We start from the raw sequence: 17491 nt of genomic DNA on the forward strand, positions 1-17491 counted from the left end.
CTTGCTGGAATTCTAATTCCGCTTTGTGGAAACGTCCAGGGCTGAGCCGTGGGCATGCCCGCCCAAAGGGTGCCTCTTGACGGCACGGGAGCGGGAATGAAGACTCCTTCGACAGGAGACTTCAACAGAACGTTGAAAAACTCGGCGGCAGAAAAGAGGGGTTTCGGGTGTCCGGAGCTGAACTGGTGCTGCGCTCGACGCGCGTCATCACCCCCGAGGGGACACGCGCCGCGTCGATCGCGGTGACCGGGGAGAAGATCACGGCGGTCCTGCCGTACGACGCCCCCGTCCCGGACGGCGCCCGGCTCGAGGACGTCGGCGACCATGTCGTCCTGCCCGGCCTGGTCGACACCCACGTGCACGTGAACGACCCCGGCCGCACCGAGTGGGAGGGCTTCTGGACCGCCACCCGCGCCGCGGCCGCCGGCGGCATCACCACCCTCGTCGACATGCCGCTCAACTCCATCCCGCCGACCACCACGGTCGCCAACCTGCGCACCAAGCGCGAGGTCGCCGCCGACAAGGCGCACATCGACGTCGGCTTCTGGGGCGGTGCCCTGCCGGACAACGTCAAGGACCTGCGCCCGCTGCACGAGGCCGGGGTCTTCGGCTTCAAGGCGTTCCTGTCGCCGTCGGGCGTGGACGAGTTCCCGCACCTCGACCAGGAGCAGCTCGCCCGGTCCCTGGCGGAGATCGCCGCCTTCGACGGCCTGCTGATCGTGCACGCCGAGGACCCGCACCACCTGGCCGCAGCCCCGCAGCAGGGCGGCCCCAAGTACTCCCACTTCCTCGCCAGCCGCCCGCGGGACGCCGAGGACACCGCGATCGCCACCCTGCTGGCGCAGGCCAAGCGGTTCAACGCCCGCGTGCACGTGCTCCACCTCTCCTCCAGCGACGCCCTGCCGCTGATCGCCGAGGCCCGCGCGGACGGGGTGCGGGTGACGGTCGAGACCTGCCCGCACTACCTCACCCTCACCGCCGAGGAAGTGCCGGACGGAGCCAGCGAGTTCAAGTGCTGCCCGCCCATCCGCGAGGCCGCCAACCAGGACCTGCTGTGGCAGGCGCTGGTGGACGGCACCATCGACTGCGTGGTCACCGACCACTCGCCGTCCACCGCCGACCTGAAGACCGACGACTTCGCCACCGCCTGGGGCGGCATCGCGGGCCTCCAGCTCAGCCTCCCGGCGATGTGGACCAAGGCCCGCGAGCGGGGTCTCGGCCTGGAGGACGTGGTGCGCTGGATGTCCGCGAACACGGCCCGCCAGGTGGGACTCGACGGCCGCAAGGGCGCCATCGCGGCCGGCCGGGACGCCGACTTCGCCGTCCTCGCCCCCGACGAGACCTTCACCGTCGACCCGGCCGCCCTCCAGCACCGCAACCGCGTCACCGCGTACGCGGGCAAGACCCTGTACGGCGTCGTGAAGTCCACCTGGCTGCGCGGCACGCGCGTCGTGGCGGACGGCGCGTTCACCGACCCGAAGGGACAGCTCCTCGACCGGGCCTGACGCCCCGGACCCCCTGAACCCAGTCCCTCCCGAACGGCCCCGAAAGGAACACCTGATCACCGTGACGGCCCAGCAGAACGCCTCGTTGGCCAGCTTCACCGGAGACGCGAACCCCTACGGCGGCGGCGACCCGTACGCGGACTACCGCACCGCCGACCTTCCCTTCACCCAGTACGCCAACCTTGCCGACCGGCAGCTCGGCGCGGGTGTCGTCGCCGCCAACGACGAGTTCTTCGCCCAGCGCGAGAACCTGCTGGTGCCCGGGCCCGCCGAGTTCGACCCCGAGCACTTCGGGCACAAGGGCAAGGTCATGGACGGCTGGGAGACCCGCCGGCGCCGCGGTGCCTCGGCCGAGCACCCCTGGCCCACCGAGGACGACCACGACTGGGCGCTGATCCGCCTCGGCGCCCCCGGCGTGATCCGCGGCATCGTCGTCGACACCGCCCACTTCCGCGGCAACTACCCGCAGGCCGTCTCGGTCGAGGCCGCCTCGGTCGCGGGCTCCCCGTCCCCCGAGGAACTGCTCGCGGACGACGTGAAGTGGACGACCCTCGTCCCGCGCACCGCGGTCGGCGGCCACGCCGCCAACGGGTTCGCCGTCTCGGCCGAGCAGCGCTTCACACACCTGCGCCTCAAGCAGCACCCCGACGGCGGCATCGCCCGCCTGCGCGTGTACGGCGAGGTCGTCCCGGACCCCGCCTGGCTCACCGCCCTCGGCACCTTCGACGTGGTCGCCCTGGAGAACGGCGGTCAGGTCGAAGACGCCTCCAACCTCTTCTACTCGCCGGCCACCAACACCATCCAGCCGGGCCGCTCCCGCAAGATGGACGACGGCTGGGAGACCCGCCGCCGCCGCGACCGGGGCAACGACTGGATCCAGTACCGCCTGGTGGACCGCGCGCAGATCCGCGCGATCGAGATCGACACGGCGTACCTGAAGGGCAACAGCGCCGGCTGGGCGTCCGTCTCCGTCAAGGACGGCGAGGCGGGCGAGTGGCGCGAGGTGCTCCCGCGCACCCGGATGCAGCCCGACACCAACCACCGTTTCGTGCTGCCCGAGACGGCCGTCGGCACCCACGCGCGCGTGGACATCTTCCCCGACGGCGGCATCTCCCGCCTGCGCCTGTTCGGCTCCCTGACCGAGGACGGCGCGGCCCACCTCGCCGCCCGCCACCAGGAACTGGGCGGCTGACCCGCCGCTCGGCACAGACCCGCGGGGCGCACCGGCAGGACAGCACCGGTGCGCCCCGCGCGCACGTTCCGGGGCGCGCGTCGCGCACGTCTGCCTGGGACGGCTACGCCGCGTGGCCGCCGTCCACCGCGAACTCCGCGCCGGTGACGTACGAGGCGGTCGCCAGGTACGCCACCGTCGACGCCACCTCGTCCGCCGTGCCGAAGCGGCCCAGCGCCGTCATGGCCGCCTGCCCGTCCGCGTAGGGGCCGTCCGCCGGGTTCATGTCGGTGTCGATCGGGCCCGGGTGCACGATGTTCGCCGTGATCCCGCGCGGGCCCAGCTCCCGGGCCAGCGCCTTGGTCAGTCCGATCAGCGCCGACTTGCTCGTCGCGTACAGCGTCCCGCCGGGCCCCGGCACCCGCTGGGTCATGCAGGTGCCGACGGTGATGATCCGCCCGCCCTCGGTCATGCGGGCCGCGGCCGCCTGCGAGGCGAGGAAGACCCCGCGGACGTTCACCGCCAGCAGCCGGTCGACGTCGGCGGTGGACAGGCTCTCCAGCGGGCCGAGCAGGCCGAGGCCCACGTTGTTGACCAGTACGTCGAGGCCGCCGCCGAGCGCCGTGACGGTCCGCTCGACCGCCCCCGCCGCCTCGTCCGCGTCGGCCGAGTCGGCCCGCAGGGCCACCGCCCGGCGCCCCAGCGCCCGGGCGGCCCGTACGACGTCCTCGGCCGCGTCCTCGCCGTTCACGTAGGTGAGGGCCACGTCCGCGCCCTCCCGTGCCAGCCGCAGGACGGTCGCCGCGCCGATGCCCCGGCTGCCGCCGGTCACGAGGGCGGTGCGGCCGGTCAGGGGAGCGGTGGCGGGGGCGAGTGGGCTGGTGTGCGTGTTGGTGTTCATGGCTCCATCCCAGCCGGGCCGCCGCGCCCGTGCTGGCGGCGAACGGACATCGACCTGACCGGCGCGCAGGCCGTGCCGGACAGGGGTGTGAACACGCGGAAAACACATAGGACGTCCCGGGAAACTCCACGGTCTTGTCATTGACATGCCACTGTCTACGCGCGTCATCATGAACGCATGCGATTCCCCCCACGCGCCGCTCGGCTCGGCGCAGCAGCCGCAGTCCTGTCCGCCCTCCTCGTGGGCGGCACCGTCTCCGCGACCACGGCCGGCGCCGCCCCCGCGGCGGTCGGCGACATCTGCTACAGCGACCTGCCCTCCCAGGCGCACGACACGCTCGACCTGATCGAGCAGGGCGGTCCCTACCCGTACGAGCAGGACGGGACCGTCTTCCAGAACCGGGAGGGCGTCCTGCCCAGCCAGTCCTCCGGGTACTACCACGAGTACACGGTGATCACGCCGGGCTCCGACACGCGCGGCGCCCGCCGGATCGTCACCGGCGAGGAGAACCAGGAGGACTACTACACGGCCGACCACTACGCGTCGTTCGACCTCGTCGACTACGGCTGCTGAGGCCCGGCCCGCCGCGTCCGGATCCCGAACTCCCCCCGGACCCGGCTCCCCCCGGCTCGGCTCACCCGGACGTGCGGCTCTCGGCGGCGGCGAACAGCGCGCCGCCGAGGGCGAGCAGCGCGGCACTCGCGTAGACCTCGTAGCCGTCCAGGACGCCGATCCGCTGCACCAGACCGATGTTCCAGTCGGTGAACTCGTGCACCAGGCCCATCGCGCCCTGGAGCACGGCGACGAATCCCAAGAACTCCAACAGTTGCTTCATGATCCCGACTCTCGCCCCGCGGTACCCCCACACACATCGGCCGCGGGGCGAGTCCAGCCCGACGGAAGGCGGCGGTGCGCGCGTGCCGCGCGCCGAAAGTCGCCGCCCGCGCGACTTTGGTCGACGGTCCCCGCCGACCGGCCGTTCCGGACGCCGCCCCTGCGTAGATTTGTCGACTGTGAACAGTGACGAACAGGCCACGGTGCCCCCGGCCTTCGCGAAACGGCGCTGGGTGCTGCCGGCGGCCCTGGTCGAGGACCTGTACCCGCAGCCCCGGCGGCCCGGCGGCCGGCCCCGGCGCACCGCACGCGACTGGGTCGTCGACTTCGCCTGCTTCCTGCTGGCGGTCACCATCGGCCTGCTGGCCGCCGACGCGCTGGACCAGGAGCCGGACCTCTCACCCGCCCTGGCCGTCGCGGACCAGCTGATCGGCGCCCTGGCCTGCGCCGCGCTCTGGCTCCGGCGGCGGTGGCCGGTCGGGCTGGCCGCGGCCATGGTGCCCGTCTCCCTGGTCTCGGCCACCGCGGGCGGCGCCGTCCTCGCCGCCCTGTTCACCCTCGCCGTGCACCGGCCCTTGCGGTACGCGGCGTGGATCGGCGGCGCGAGTCTCGCCGTGACGCCCGTGTACTACTGGATGCGCCCGGAACCCGGGCTGCCCTTCCTCGCCTCCCTCGTCATCGCCTTCCTGCTCACCGTCACGGTGCTCGGCTGGGGCCTGCTCGTCCGCTCCAAGCGCCAGCTCCTGCTCAGCCTGCGCGACCGCGCCCGGCACGCCGAGGCCGAGGCACGGCTGCGGGCCGAACAGGCGCAGCGGCTGGCCCGCGAGGCCATCGCCCGCGAGATGCACGACGTCCTCGCCCACCGGCTGACGCTGCTCAGCGTGCACGCGGGCGCCCTGGAGTTCCGGCCCGACGCGCCCCGGGAAGAGGTCGTCCGGGCGGCGGGCGTCATCCGGGAGAGCGCGCACGAGGCCCTCCAGGACCTGCGGCAGATCATCGGTGTCCTGCGGGTCGGGGAGTCCGACGACGCGGGCCGCCCCCAGCCGACGCTCGCGGCGCTCGACGCGCTGGTCGCCGAGTCCCGTGAGGCCGGCATGAAGGTCACCCTCGCGGACCGCGTGCCCGACCCCGGCACGGTCCCCGCCGCCGTCGGCCGCACCGCGTACCGCATCGCCCAGGAGGCGCTGACCAACGCGCGCAAGCACGCGCCCGGCACCGAGGTCACCGTCTCGGTCACCGGAGCACCGGGCGACGGACTCGCCCTGTCGGTGCGCAACGCCCCGCCCCGCGGCAGGGTGCCCCACGTGCCCGGTTCCGGGCAGGGCCTGATCGGGCTGACCGAGCGGGCCACGCTCGCGGGCGGCACCCTGGAGCACGGCCCGACACCCGGCGGCGGCTTCGAGGTACGGGCCCGGCTGCCGTGGGACTGAGACATCGGCAAGCGGCCGGGGGCGACCGTGGTTACGTAGGACGCATGACTGCGATCAGACTGCTCCTCGTCGACGACGACCCGCTGGTGCGGGCAGGGCTGGCCCTCATGCTGGGCGGCGCCGACGACGTGGAGATCGTCGGCGAGGCCGCCGACGGTGACGAGGTCGGGGCGCTCGTCGACCGCACCCGCCCGGACGTCGTCCTCATGGACATCCGGATGCCGGGGGTGGACGGCCTCACGGCGACTGAGCGGCTGCGGGGCCGGGCGGACGCGCCCCAGGTCGTCGTGCTCACCACCTTCCACGCGGACGAGCAGGTGCTGCGCGCCCTGCGTGCCGGTGCCGCCGGGTTCGTCCTCAAGGACACCCCTCCCGCCCAGATCCTCGACGCGGTGCGCAGGGTCGCGGCCGGAGACCCCGTCCTGTCGCCCGCCGTCACCCGGCGACTGATGCAGCAGGCGGCCGGTACCGCCCCCGACGCGCGGCGCACGCGCGCGCGTGCCCGGGTGGAGACCCTCAACGACCGCGAGCGCGAGGTCGCCGTCGCGGTCGGGCGCGGCCTGGCCAACGCCGACATCGCGACCCACCTCTTCATGAGCGTCGCCACGGTCAAGGCCCACGTCTCCCGCATCCTGGCCAAGCTCGACCTCGGCAACCGGGTCCAGATCGCCCTGCTGGCGTACGACGCGGGGCTGTTGGACGAGTACCAGGACGACGAGTACCGGGACGACGAGTACCGGGGCGGCTCTTCCGGACCGTGACGGTGAGCCGTCGGCCGACGCCCGCGGGCAAGGAGACCGCCTGTAAGCCGCCTTCGGCCACGGCTGAGGCATGTGCCATACTCGGCGCCGCTCGTAGCACTATCGGACCGGGGGGCCGCAACCGCATGCACGCCGTGTCTCTGCAAGCCCCTTACCTGGATACGGCCGCGGACCAGCTCTGCTTCTCTCTGGACCTGACCGAGCGGCCGGCGCTCGCAGATCGTGAGGTGTCCGTGGGAGGGCTCGCCGTACGACTGAGGCTGCTCGGCGCGTCCCACCAGGTCTTCGCGGGCCCGGTGCGGGAGACCGTGGCGTGCCTGCCGGAGGCGGTCAGGGGACTGCCGGCGACGCACACCCGGCGATGGGCGGGGTGGACGTACGACTTCAGCGCCGCCACGGCATGCCTGGGACCCGAGGAGTTCAGCGCCCGGGTCGAGGACGCCCTGAGCAGCGCGGACCAGGCGGAGCACAGCCTGTGCGGGGTCTTCCCCGGATCTCCGGAAGCGGTGACGGCGGTGGTTGTCGAGGCGTGCGACACCCGGTCCGGCGTGGGACTGGCCTGGCGCACCTGGCACAGCTACCCGCAGGACGGGCACATCGTATCGACGCACAGCCGGCTGGAGGCTCGATGAACGGCACCCGACTCCTACCCGGGGCGGTGGCGGCCGTGCTGGTCACGGTCCTGCTCTCCGCCTGCTCCAGCGACGGGGAGGACGGCGTCCCGCGCGGCTGGATCGGCAAGACGTACTCCACCGGCGGGAACGGGTGGCTCGACAAGGACAGTTCGCCGGCCAAGGTCGCCGACGCGATCGACGGCCACCGCGACGCCCTGGACCGGGCCTCCGGCGACGGCAAGGAATTCCTGCGCTACGGCGACGACATGGTGACCGTCTCGCCGTACCGGAGCGGCAGCACGATCGAGATCGAGGACTACCGCAACGGCTACCGCCGGCATCACCAGCACCTCACCTACTGGCCCAACCCGAGCAGCTTCCGTGGCGGCGGCCCCGGCTCCGGCAAGTGACGCCCGGCGCCCGCCGACCCCGACGACGCCCTCCACAGACGCCCTCCAGAAAGGCAACGCAGTGACCGAGATATTCGAGTCGGCCGGGCAGGCCCTGCTCTACGGGGTCGTGGGCCTCGCCGTGATGGCCGTCGGTTTCGTCGCCCTCGACCTCGTCACGCCCGGCAAGCTCTTCCACGTGGTGTGGCGGGACCGCAACCGCGGCGCGGCCGTGCTCCTCGGCAGCCAGTCCGTCGCGGTCGGGCTGGTCATCATGTCGGCCATCCAGGCCAGCGAGTCCGAAGAGGGCCTGGGACACGGCCTGTTCAGCACGCTCCTCTACGGTGTGGCCGGGGTGCTGGTGATGACGCTGGTCGGCATCGTCATCGGCCTGCTGACGCCGGGGCAGATGGGCGAGGTGGCCCTCGACGACGGGGACGACCGCCGCCCGCACCCCGCCGCCTGGGTCCAGGCCGGCATGTACCTGGGCACCGCCGTCATGGTCGGTGCGGCCCTCTCCTAGGACCACCACCGCCCAGGACCACCACGAGGACCACCACGAGGCCACCCCCATGAGCTCCACCCTGGACGACCGCACCACCGCGACGCCCTCGCGCCCCCCGGCCGACCGCCACACCCGGGGGGCGCGGTTCCTGCTGCTGCTCGCCGTCTTCCTCTGCGCCGCCTGCGGCCTCGTCTACGAACTGGCCCTGACCGCGCTGGGCAGCTACCTCATCGGCAACTCGGTGCTCCAGACCTCCGTGGTCATCTCCGTGATGGTCTTCGCGATGGGCGTGGGCTCGCTGGCCGCCAAACCCCTGCGCCACCGGCCCGTCGTCGCGTTCGCGGTGGTCGAGGGGGTGCTCGCGCTGGTCGGCGGCCTGTCCGTGCTGATGCTGTACGCGGCCTTCGCCTGGCTCCAGCTCTACATGCCCGCGATGATCGTGGTGTCCCTGGTGGTGGGCCTGCTCATCGGCGCCGAGATCCCGCTGCTGATGACGCTGCTCCAGCGCATCCGCAGACAGGAGGCGAGCAGCGCCGTCGCCGACATGTTCGCCGTCGACTACATCGGCGCCCTCGTCGGCGGCCTGTGCTTCCCGCTGTTCCTGCTGCCGACCTTCGGCCAGTTGCAGGGCGCCCTCGTCGTCGGCGTGGTCAACGCGGTCGCCGGGGTCATCGTCGTGGTGTTCATCTTCCGCCGCCAGACCGGCCGGCTGGTCAAGGCCGGGCTGCTGGCCGGCGTCACCGTCGTACTCGCCGCACTCGGCACGACGTACGTCCTGGCGGACGACCTCGAGGTCACCGCGCGGCAGCACATGTACGCGGACCCGATCATCCACTCCGAGACCACGCAGTACCAGGACATCGTGGTCACCCGCTCCACCGCCTTCACCGGGAAGCCCGACATACGGCTCTTCCTCAACGGCGACCTCCAGTTCAGCTCGGTCGACGAGTACCGCTACCACGAGTCGCTGGTCCACCCCGCGCTGTCCGGTCGCCGTTCGAACGTGCTGATCCTGGGCGGTGGTGACGGGCTCGCGCTGCGCGAGGTGCTGCGCTACGAGGACGTCCGCCATGTCACCCTGGTCGAACTGGACCCGGCCATGACCCGGTTGGCGCGCACCTTCGAGCCGCTGCGGGGGCTCAATCGCGGTTCGCTGGACGATCCGCGGGCGAAAGTCGTCAACGCGGACGCCTTCACCTGGCTGCGCGAGGCCCGGCAGCGGTACGACGCGGTGATCATCGACTTCCCGGACCCGGACTCGGCGTCGCTGGCGAAGCTGTACTCGGTGGAGTTCTACGATCTGCTCCGCCGAGCGCTGGCGCCGCACGGCCAGGTCATGGTGCAGAGCGGATCGCCGTTCTTCGCCCCCAAGACCTACTGGTCGATCGCGAAGACCATCGAGACGGCCGGGTACGCGACGACGGAGTTCCAGATCGACGTGCCGAGCTTCGGCAACTGGGGCTTCGTCCTCGCCGCCCCCGGCACCGAGGCCCCGCCGCTGCGGCTCGCCCCGGACGCGCCGCAGCTCCGCTACCTGGACGAGGCGGTGCTGAAGGCCGCCACCGTGTTCCCCCTCGACCGCCGCCGCACCGACGTACGGCCGAGCACCCTGATGGACCCCGCGGTGCTCGAATACGTCCAGGACGAGTGGCGCGACTACTGAAGCGCCCTGACTCCGCCCGTGCCTTGCAGTCATTGCGGTTGCCGGGTACTGGGCGGCCCACCGAGACGACGTGGCGAGTGTCAGGTATCGATGACGACCTGGTGGTTGGTGGACCCGCTCGGCGATGGTGTCGTCTCGGGTGGGCACGAGCGTCCCGTCCGCAATCAGTACGGTGCCCTTGTCGAAAGACCTGCGTGGCCGGAGCGCGATCATCGGCCGAGGAGTGGAAAGGGGTGGCCCTACCCACCCGCGTGCTGACCGGTGGCAAGAGTCCGGCCGCGTTCCAGCGCGCCGCCCTCGCCGGATGAGCTTGCCGTTCGAGCGGTTCGGCGGCGGTTGGTACCCCTCCTGGCACTCGGAGCGGAGCACGCCCCATCCCCGACCAACCGCCGAACCCCGAACGGCCACAACGTGCGGGACAGCCTTCTAGGTGGTGAGCACCTCGGGGACCTCCGCCAGCCGTACGGGTCTGCGCTCGCGGCGGGAGACGTCGCAGGCTTCCGCGATCCGCAGGGCCTGCAGTGCCTCGCGCCCGTCGCAGGGGTTGGCCCGCTCGCCGCGGACCACCTGCACGAACGTGTTCAGCTCGGCCTCGTAGGCGGGCCCGAAGCGCTCCACGAAGCCCGTCCACGGCTTGTCCGCGGCCGGGGGGCCGGTCGGCTCGGTGGACGCGATCGGCGTACGGTCGTCCAGGCCCACGACGATCTGGTCCAGCTCCCCGGCCAGCTCCATGCGGACGTCGTACCCCGCCCCGTTCAGCCGCGTCGCCGTCGCCGTCGCCAGCGTGCCGTCGTCCAGTGTGAGCAGTGCCGCGCCCGTGTCCACGTCGTCCGCCGCGCGGAACATCGGCGGCCCGGCGTCGGACCCGGCGGCGTACACGTCGACGATCTCCCGCCCGGTCACCCAGCGCAGCACGTCGAAGTCGTGGATGAGCGTGTCCCGGTAGAGCCCGCCGGACTGCGGCAGGTACTCGGCCGGCGGCGGGGCCTGGTCGCTCGTCACCGCCCGGACGGTGTGCAGCCGGCCCAGCCGCCCGGACCGCACCGCCTCCCGGGCCCCGGTGTAGCCGGTGTCGAAGCGGCGCTGGAAGCCCATCTGGAGGATCGTCCCGGCGGCCTCCACCTCGGCGATCGCCTGTAACGTGCCGGGCAGGTCGAGGGCGATGGGCTTCTCGCAGAACACCGGCAGCCCCGAGCGGGCCGCCCGTCCGATCAGCTCCGCGTGTGCCGGCGTCGCCGTGGTGATCACCACCGCGTCCACGCCCCACTGGAAGATCTCGTCCACTCCCGGCGCCGCCGTCTCGCCCAGCCGGTGCGCCAGGTCCTGGGCCCGCGTGAGGTCGGCGTCCGTGAGGATCAGGGACCCGACGTCGCGGTGGCGGCTGAGCGTGTTGGCGTGAACGGTGCCGATGCGGCCCGTTCCGATGACCCCGATGCGCATGGAATCAAGGTGGGCTCACAGCCGCCCCCTGTCAATGCGTATGTCCGGACAATCGAACTACACAACTTCCCGTCATCTGCGCACGGAGCTACGCTCGGCCCGTGCCGAAACCAGAAGTGGACCCGACCGTGTCGCTGGACCTCAGCGTGGATCGCAGCAGCCCCGTGCCGCTGTACTTCCAGCTGTCGCAGCAGCTGGAGGCCGCGATCGAGCACGGCGCGCTGACCCCCGGCAGCCTGCTGGGCAACGAGATCGAGCTGGCCGCGCGGCTCGGTCTGTCCCGGCCCACCGTCCGCCAGGCCATCCAGTCGCTCGTCGACAAGGGCCTGCTCGTGCGCCGCCGCGGCGTCGGCACCCAGGTCGTGCACAGCAAGGTCCGGCGCCCCCTGGAACTCAGCAGCCTCTTCGACGACCTGGAGGCGGCGGGCCAGCGCCCGGCCACGAAGGTCCTGGTCAACACCGTCGTACCGGCCACCGCGGAGATCGCCGCCGCGCTCGGCGTCGCCGAGGACAGCGACGTGCACCGCATCGAGCGGCTGCGGCTGACGCACGGGGAACCGATGGCGTACCTGTGCAACTACCTGCCGCCCGGCCTCGTCGACCTGGACACCGGGCCGCTGGAGGCCACCGGCCTCTACCGGCTGATGCGCGCCGCCGGGATCACCCTGCACAGCGCCCGGCAGTCCATCGGCGCCCGCGCTGCCACCCCCGGTGAGGCCGAGCGGCTCGGTGAGGACGCGGGCGCCCCGCTGCTCACGATGGAGCGCACCACCTTCGACGACACGGGACGCGCGGTCGAGTTCGGCACCCACACCTACCGGCCGTCCCGCTACTCCTTCGAGTTCCAGCTGCTCGTGCGGTCCTGAGCGAAGCGCCGCCGGTCCCCTCCGCGCCCCCGTCCGGCGGCGGCTCCCACCGCGCGGGTTCGTCGCAATGTCCGGACAATGTGACCCTCGGCCGGTCCCCGGAGGCATGCGCTCCGCTTGTGTGTCGGACAATGGGGCGTTTGGGGTTTCCAGAACCCGGCCGGGGTGGTGACAGACCCCGCGCGCACAGCACGGCACAGCAAGAAGGGCACGGCCTCGTGGCACGGTTTCGGACATGGGTGGGCATCGCGCTGGCAGGGGCACTCTCGGTGTCCCTGGCGGGTTGCAGCAGCACCGGCGGCAAGCGCGCCGAGGACGCCCGCAAGGCCGCGTCGGCCGAGGGCAGGGCGGCGGTGAACACCCCCCGCTGGACCTTCGCGATGATCACCCACTCGGGCGACGGCGACACCTTCTGGGACATCGTCCAGAGCGGCGCCGAGCAGGCCGCGGTCAAGGACAACATCAACTTCCTGTACTCCCACGACGACGAGGCGCAGCAGCAGGCCCAGCTCGTGAACGCGGCCATCGACAAGAAGGTCGACGGCATCATCGTCACGCTGGCCAAGCCCGACGCGATGAAGTCCGCCCTCGCCCGCGCGCACAAGGCGGGCATCCCCGTGATCACCGTGAACTCCGGCTCCGAGGAGTCCAAGGAGTTCGGCGCCCTCACCCACGTCGGCCAGGACGAGACGATCGCGGGCGAGGCCGTGGGCGAGGAGCTGAACCAGCGGGGCCGCGAGCAGGCGATCTGCGTGCTCCACGAGCAGGGCAACGTCGGCCACGAGCAGCGCTGCGACGGAGTGGAGAAGACCTTCGACGGCAAGGTCCAGCGGCTCTACGTCAACGGCACCAGCATGCCGGACGTGCAGTCCGCCATCGAGGCCAAGCTCCAGACCGACAAGTCCGTCGACGCCGTGGTCACCCTCGGCGCCCCCTACGCCGACACCGCCGTCAAGGCCAAGCAGGGCGCCGGCAGCAAGGCCGAGATCGACACCTTCGACCTCAACGCCAAGGTGGCCGCCGGACTGGAGGACGGCACCCTCGGGTTCGCCGTCGACCAGCAGCCCTACCTCCAGGGCTACGAGGCCGTCGACCTGCTGTGGCTGTACCAGTACAACGCCGACGTCCTCGGCGGCGGCCGCCCCGTGCTCACCGGGCCGCAGATCATCACCAAGGACGACGCCGCCGCGCTCGCCGACTACACGAAGCGGGGCACCCGGTGAACGCCACGCAGGTGAAAGAGGCCGACGAAAGGCTTCTGCAGACCTCTCCGCTGCGCAAACTCCTGGGCCGCCCCGAGCTGGGCTCCGTCGTCGGCGCGATCGCCGTCTTCGTCTTCTTCGCGTTCTTCGCCGACAGCTTCCTGCGCGCCGCCAGCCTCAGCACGGTGCTCTACGCCGCCTCGACGATCGGCATCATGGCCGTCCCGGTGGCGCTGCTGATGATCGGCGGCGAGTTCGACCTGTCCGCGGGCGTCATGGTCACCTCCTCGGCGCTGGTGTCCTCGATGTTCAGCTACCAGATGACCGCCAACGTCTGGGTCGGCGTCGGCGTGTCGCTGCTGGTCACCCTGGCGATCGGCGCCTTCAACGGCTTCATGCTCACCCGCACCGAACTGCCCAGCTTCATCATCACGCTGGGCACCTTCCTCATGCTGACCGGCCTGAACCTGGGCTTCACCAAGCTCATCGACGGCACCGTCTCCACCAAGTCCATCGCCGACATGGAGGGCTTCCCCTCCGCCCGCGACGTCTTCGCCTCCACGATCACCATCGGCGGCGTCGGCTTCAAGGTGACCATCCTGTGGTGGCTCGCCCTGGTCGCCGTCGCCAGCTGGATCCTGCTGCGCACCCGCGCCGGCAACTGGATCTTCGCGGTCGGCGGCAACAAGGACGCCGCCCGCGCGGTCGGCGTCCCGGTCACCAGGACCAAGATCGGCCTCTACATGGGAGTGGGCTTCGGCGCCTGGATCTCGGGCCAGCACCTGCTCTTCTCCTACGACGTCGTCCAGTCCGGCGAGGGCGTCGGCAACGAGCTGATCTACATCATCGCGGCCGTCATCGGCGGCTGCCTGATCACCGGCGGCTACGGCAGCGCCGTCGGCTCGGCGGTCGGCGCGTTCATCTTCGGCATGACCAGCAAGGGCATCGTCTTCGCCGAGTGGAACCCCGACTGGTTCAAGTTCTTCCTCGGAGCGATGCTGCTCCTCGCGACCCTGCTCAACGCCTGGGTCCGCAAGCGCGCGGAGGCCACCACATGACGCAGACCGGAAGCCGTACGGCGCTCGTCGAGCTGTCCGACGTCAGCAAGAACTACGGCAACGTACGCGCCCTCGAAGGCGTGTCCCTGGAGGTCCACGCCGGGGAGATCACCTGCGTCCTGGGCGACAACGGCGCGGGCAAGTCCACCCTCATCAAGATCATCGCCGGGTTGCACCAGCACGACGGCGGCACGCTGAGCCTGGACGGCGAGGAAACCCGTCTCTCCTCCCCGCGCGAGGCGCTGGACCGCGGCATCGCCACCGTCTACCAGGACCTGGCCGTCGTCCCCCTCATGCCGGTCTGGCGCAACTTCTTCCTCGGCTCCGAGCCGCGCAAGGGCGTCGCCCCGTTCAAGCGCATGGACGTCGACCACATGCGCCGCACCACCCACGCGGAACTCCTGCGCATGGGCATCGACCTCCGCGACGTCGACCAGCCCATCGGCACCCTCTCCGGCGGCGAGCGCCAGTGCGTGGCGATCGCCCGCGCGGTGTACTTCGGCGCGAAGGTCCTGGTGCTCGACGAACCGACGGCGGCACTGGGGGTGAAGCAGTCGGGTGTGGTCCTGAAATATGTGGCGGCGGCACGTGACCAGGGCCTGGGTGTCGTACTCATCACCCACAACCCACACCACGCGTACCTGGTGGGTGACCGGTTCGTGCTGCTGAAGCGGGGCACGATGGTGGGCAACCACGAGCGGGACGCCATCACGCTGGACGAGCTGACGCGCCAGATGGCAGGCGGAAACGAGCTGGACGATCTACGCCACGAACTGCAACGCCCCTCCTAGGGGCGCGGGGCTGTGCCATGTGCGGCTCCGCCGCGCGGGCGCGACCAGCCACAACGCACCCGCACCCGGCAACGAACCGTTCCGCCCACCCCCCGCCCATTCGGCACCCGGCGTGAGCGTGCGGCACAATCGCACCCGATGAGCACCTACCGCGACTTCACCGCCCCCATCGGCTCCCGCCGCGCCCCGGTCCTGCGCACCGTGGGCACCAGGGAACGCCGCTCACACCTCACGGCACCCCGCGTGCCCACGGTCGGCATCGACATCGGCGGCACGAAGGTCATGGCGGGTGTCGTCGACGCCGACGGCAACATCCTGGAGAAGCTCCGCACGGAGACCCCGGACAAGTCCAAGAGCCCGAAGGTCGTCGAGGACACGATCGTCGAGCTGGTCCTGGACCTCTCCGACCGGCACGACGTGCACGCCGTCGGTATCGGCGCGGCCGGCTGGGTCGACGCCGACCGCAACCGCGTGCTGTTCGCCCCCCACCTGTCCTGGCGCAACGAACCGCTGCGCGACCGCATCGCCGGCCGCCTCGCGGTCCCCGTCCTGGTGGACAACGACGCCAACACCGCCGCCTGGGCCGAGTGGCGCTTCGGCGCCGGCCGCGGCGAGGACCACCTCGTCATGATCACGCTCGGCACCGGCATCGGCGGCGCGATCCTGGAGGACGGCCAGGTCAAGCGCGGCAAGTACGGCGTCGCCGGCGAGTTCGGGCACATGCAGGTCGTCCCCGGCGGCCATCGCTGCCCGTGCGGCAACCGCGGCTGCTGGGAGCAGTACAGCTCGGGGAACGCCCTGGTCAGGGAGGCCCGCGAGATGGCCGCCGCCGACTCGCCGGTGGCGTACGGGATCATCGAGCACGTCAAGGGCAGCATCGGCGACATCAGCGGCCCCATGATCACCGAGCTGGCCCGCGAGGGCGACGCCATGTGCGTCGAGCTGCTCCAGGACATCGGACAGTGGCTCGGCGTCGGCATCGCGAACCTCGCCGCGGCCCTCGACCCGTCCTGCTTCGTCATCGGCGGTGGCGTCAGCGCCGCCGACGACCTGCTGATCGGCCCCGCGCGCGACGCCTTCAAGCGCCAGCTGACCGGCCGCGGCTACCGCCCCGAGGCCCGCATCGTCCGGGCCCAGCTCGGCCCGGAGGCCGGCATGGTGGGCGCCGCCGACCTGGCCCGGCTGGTCGCCCGCCGGTTCCGCCGGGCCAAGCGGCGCCGGGTGGAGCGGTACGAGCGCTACGAGCGGTACGCCGAGGCCCGCCGCACGTCCGGGGAGTCGCTGTGACGGAATCCCTGCCCCACCAGCCCGGCCCCCCGGAGGCGACCGGCCCCGCGGCGGAGGACCGCCGGCACATGATCCGCCGGCGTGCGCTCACCCTGATCACCATCGTGCTGCTCATCGGCGTCCCCGCCGGCTACCTCGCGATCTCCGCCAGCCAGAGCCGCGACAGCGGCCGGGACAAGGAGGCGAAGTACGCGGCGACCGGCATGACCGAGGGCTGGCCCTCCAAGCTGCAGCGCCGCATCTACGAGGTGCCCGTCCCGGTGCCGGCCGAAGAGGTCGCGTACTACGAGACGAACAACTGGAAGACCAGCCGGCTCTACGTCCAGTTCGAGACCACCGCCGCCGGGCTCGACGTCTTCCTGGCCGGACTGGGCGTCGACCGGGACGCGCTGAAGAAGGGCAAAATCGCGATCAGCGACCGCGCCCAGCGGGTCACCGGCTGGGAGTTCGGCGGGTCCGGCTCCTGGTGGGGCGTCGTCAACGAGCAGAAGGACCCGGCGCCGACCCAGGACGTCGTCGTGAACATGGAGAACCCGGACTATCCGATGGTGTACGTCGTCTCACACACCGTTCCGTAGGGCCCGGAGGTCCAGGCCAGGTGGCCCGGGCCCCGGCGGCAGGCCGTCGGAGCCGATTGTCAGACCCCGCCCGTAGAGTCGAAGACATCTGATCGGGCAGACGGGCGGGAGGTGACAGGACGTATGGGTGACGTGGCCGTGACGGAGACGAGGCGGGCCGAGGCGCCGACGGCGTCCGTCCCCGTGCGGCTCGCGGCCGTCTTCCTGCCCGCGCCGCTCCCGCGCGGGGGACGGATCGCCTTCTGGGACCCCGCCGGCGGCCCGGTCGCCGGGGAGGCGGAAGAAGACCGGCCCGGCGAACCGACGGAGCTGACCGTCGTACGGCGGCACGGCGCCGGGGTGCGGCGCGGGACCGCACCCGCGCTGTCGCTGCCGCTCGCCGAGGCGCTGCCGCTGCTGGTGCGCGCCCGGCACGACCCGGCCGCCCACCCGGCCACCGCCTGCTGGGGCGCGGCGGCCCTGCACGCCCTGCGGCTCACCGCGCGCGGCCGGCTGC

18 protein-coding genes and 2 pseudogenes are annotated in these 17491 nt (G+C 72.0%); 16 read left to right on the plus strand and 4 right to left on the minus strand.

Annotated elements, in window-relative coordinates:
• The first annotated feature begins 167 nt into the window (after nt 1-167).
• On the plus strand, nt 168-1505 hold the full coding sequence (gene allB, locus BZZ08_RS25225; RefSeq protein WP_104634549.1) for an allantoinase AllB: 1338 nt from the start codon (nt 168-170) through the stop codon (nt 1503-1505).
• A gap of 61 nt (nt 1506-1566) precedes the next feature.
• Nucleotides 1567-2697 carry an allantoicase gene (gene alc / locus BZZ08_RS25230; protein WP_104634550.1) on the plus strand — a complete coding sequence of 377 codons (1131 nt, stop codon included), beginning with the start codon at nt 1567-1569 and terminating at the stop codon, nt 2695-2697.
• A 103-nt stretch (nt 2698-2800) separates the two neighbouring features.
• Here the strand turns inward: alc and BZZ08_RS25235 are convergent, their stop codons facing one another.
• Nucleotides 2801-3577 carry an SDR family oxidoreductase gene (locus BZZ08_RS25235; RefSeq protein WP_104634551.1) on the minus strand — a complete coding sequence of 259 codons (777 nt, stop codon included), beginning with the start codon at nt 3575-3577 and terminating at the stop codon, nt 2801-2803.
• 177 nt (nt 3578-3754) lie between these two features.
• Between BZZ08_RS25235 and BZZ08_RS25240 the strand changes: the two genes are divergently transcribed.
• On the plus strand, nt 3755-4150 hold the full coding sequence (locus tag BZZ08_RS25240; protein WP_104634552.1) for a ribonuclease domain-containing protein: 396 nt from the start codon (nt 3755-3757) through the stop codon (nt 4148-4150).
• Nucleotides 4151-4211: 61 nt separating this feature from the next.
• On the opposite strand, the gene BZZ08_RS25245 is transcribed toward BZZ08_RS25240, so the two are convergent.
• On the minus strand, nt 4212-4412 hold the full coding sequence (locus tag BZZ08_RS25245; protein WP_104634553.1) for a hypothetical protein: 201 nt from the start codon (nt 4410-4412) through the stop codon (nt 4212-4214).
• Between the two features lie 169 nt (nt 4413-4581).
• On the opposite strand from BZZ08_RS25245, the gene BZZ08_RS25250 reads away from it, so the two are divergent.
• From BZZ08_RS25250 to BZZ08_RS25275, 6 genes are all read left to right on the plus strand, one after another.
• Entirely contained in the window at nt 4582-5841 is a 1260-nt protein-coding gene (locus BZZ08_RS25250) for a sensor histidine kinase (protein WP_198601686.1), read from the plus strand.
• Between the two features lie 44 nt (nt 5842-5885).
• A complete protein-coding gene (locus BZZ08_RS25255) occupies nt 5886-6602 on the plus strand; it encodes a response regulator transcription factor (protein WP_104634555.1) in 717 nt (238 codons plus the stop codon).
• Between the two features lie 125 nt (nt 6603-6727).
• A complete protein-coding gene (locus BZZ08_RS25260) occupies nt 6728-7234 on the plus strand; it encodes a DUF2617 family protein (protein ID WP_104634556.1) in 507 nt (168 codons plus the stop codon).
• Nucleotides 7231-7626 carry a DUF4247 domain-containing protein gene (locus BZZ08_RS25265; RefSeq protein WP_104634557.1) on the plus strand — a complete coding sequence of 132 codons (396 nt, stop codon included), beginning with the start codon at nt 7231-7233 and terminating at the stop codon, nt 7624-7626. Before BZZ08_RS25260 ends, BZZ08_RS25265 begins: the two co-directional genes overlap by 4 nt.
• Before the next feature lie 61 nt (nt 7627-7687).
• The gene (locus BZZ08_RS25270; RefSeq protein ID WP_104634558.1) at nt 7688-8128 is read left to right on the plus strand and encodes a DUF350 domain-containing protein; all 441 of its coding nucleotides are present in this window, start codon (nt 7688-7690) and stop codon (nt 8126-8128) included.
• A 49-nt stretch (nt 8129-8177) separates the two neighbouring features.
• Nucleotides 8178-9773: a polyamine aminopropyltransferase gene (locus tag BZZ08_RS25275; RefSeq protein WP_104634559.1), complete on the plus strand. Its 1596-nt coding sequence runs from the start codon at nt 8178-8180 to the stop codon at nt 9771-9773.
• A gap of 4 nt (nt 9774-9777) precedes the next feature.
• On the opposite strand, the pseudogene BZZ08_RS25280 reads toward BZZ08_RS25275, so the two are convergent.
• Nucleotides 9778-9989, minus strand: a pseudogene (locus BZZ08_RS25280) (IS5/IS1182 family transposase); the annotation flags it as partial.
• A 210-nt stretch (nt 9990-10199) separates the two neighbouring features.
• Nucleotides 10200-11213: a Gfo/Idh/MocA family protein gene (locus tag BZZ08_RS25290; protein WP_104634560.1), complete on the minus strand. Its 1014-nt coding sequence runs from the start codon at nt 11211-11213 to the stop codon at nt 10200-10202.
• Between the two features lie 128 nt (nt 11214-11341).
• Between BZZ08_RS25290 and BZZ08_RS25295 the strand changes: the two genes are divergently transcribed.
• From BZZ08_RS25295 to BZZ08_RS25325, 7 genes and pseudogenes are all read left to right on the plus strand, one after another.
• Complete coding sequence (locus BZZ08_RS25295) at nt 11342-12079, plus strand: myo-inositol degradation transcriptional regulator (protein WP_104634568.1); 738 nt, start codon at nt 11342-11344, stop codon at nt 12077-12079.
• Between the two features lie 218 nt (nt 12080-12297).
• Nucleotides 12298-13302 carry a sugar ABC transporter substrate-binding protein gene (locus BZZ08_RS25300; RefSeq protein ID WP_104634561.1) on the plus strand — a complete coding sequence of 335 codons (1005 nt, stop codon included), beginning with the start codon at nt 12298-12300 and terminating at the stop codon, nt 13300-13302.
• A complete protein-coding gene (locus BZZ08_RS25305; protein WP_104634562.1) occupies nt 13299-14339 on the plus strand; it encodes an ABC transporter permease in 1041 nt (346 codons plus the stop codon). The genes BZZ08_RS25300 and BZZ08_RS25305 overlap by 4 nt, the downstream gene beginning before the upstream one ends.
• Nucleotides 14336-15130, plus strand: coding sequence for an ATP-binding cassette domain-containing protein (locus BZZ08_RS25310; protein WP_104634563.1), 795 nt, complete (start codon nt 14336-14338; stop codon nt 15128-15130). Before BZZ08_RS25305 ends, BZZ08_RS25310 begins: the two co-directional genes overlap by 4 nt.
• A 138-nt stretch (nt 15131-15268) precedes the next feature.
• Nucleotides 15269-16417 (plus strand): ROK family glucokinase, encoded by a 1149-nt coding sequence (locus BZZ08_RS25315; protein ID WP_104634564.1) that lies wholly within the window; start codon nt 15269-15271, stop codon nt 16415-16417.
• A complete protein-coding gene (locus tag BZZ08_RS25320; protein ID WP_104634565.1) occupies nt 16414-16995 on the plus strand; it encodes a sugar kinase in 582 nt (193 codons plus the stop codon). Before BZZ08_RS25315 ends, BZZ08_RS25320 begins: the two co-directional genes overlap by 4 nt.
• A gap of 123 nt (nt 16996-17118) precedes the next feature.
• Nucleotides 17119-17491, plus strand: a pseudogene (locus BZZ08_RS25325) (ATP-dependent helicase); the annotation flags it as partial.

Source organism: Streptomyces sp. MH60 (assembly GCF_002939385.1).
In the GTDB taxonomy this organism is placed as follows: domain Bacteria; phylum Actinomycetota; class Actinomycetes; order Streptomycetales; family Streptomycetaceae; genus Streptomyces.

Bases quoted from the DNA above. Each gene is read 5' to 3' on its own strand.
- BZZ08_RS25310 (WP_104634563.1), top strand. From the start codon at position 14,336: ATGACGCAGACCGGAAGCCGTACGGCGCTCGTCGAGCTGTCCGACGTC.
- BZZ08_RS25255 (WP_104634555.1), top strand. From the start codon at position 5,886: ATGACTGCGATCAGACTGCTCCTCGTCGACGACGACCCGCTGGTGCGG.
- BZZ08_RS25315 (WP_104634564.1), top strand. From the start codon at position 15,269: ATGAGCACCTACCGCGACTTCACCGCCCCCATCGGCTCCCGCCGCGCC.
- BZZ08_RS25290 (WP_104634560.1), bottom strand. From the start codon at position 11,213: ATGCGCATCGGGGTCATCGGAACGGGCCGCATCGGCACCGTTCACGCC.
- BZZ08_RS25245 (WP_104634553.1), bottom strand. From the start codon at position 4,412: ATGAAGCAACTGTTGGAGTTCTTGGGATTCGTCGCCGTGCTCCAGGGC.
- BZZ08_RS25275 (WP_104634559.1), top strand. From the start codon at position 8,178: ATGAGCTCCACCCTGGACGACCGCACCACCGCGACGCCCTCGCGCCCC.
- BZZ08_RS25235 (WP_104634551.1), bottom strand. From the start codon at position 3,577: ATGAACACCAACACGCACACCAGCCCACTCGCCCCCGCCACCGCTCCC.
- BZZ08_RS25240 (WP_104634552.1), top strand. From the start codon at position 3,755: ATGCGATTCCCCCCACGCGCCGCTCGGCTCGGCGCAGCAGCCGCAGTC.
- BZZ08_RS25260 (WP_104634556.1), top strand. From the start codon at position 6,728: ATGCACGCCGTGTCTCTGCAAGCCCCTTACCTGGATACGGCCGCGGAC.
- BZZ08_RS25265 (WP_104634557.1), top strand. From the start codon at position 7,231: ATGAACGGCACCCGACTCCTACCCGGGGCGGTGGCGGCCGTGCTGGTC.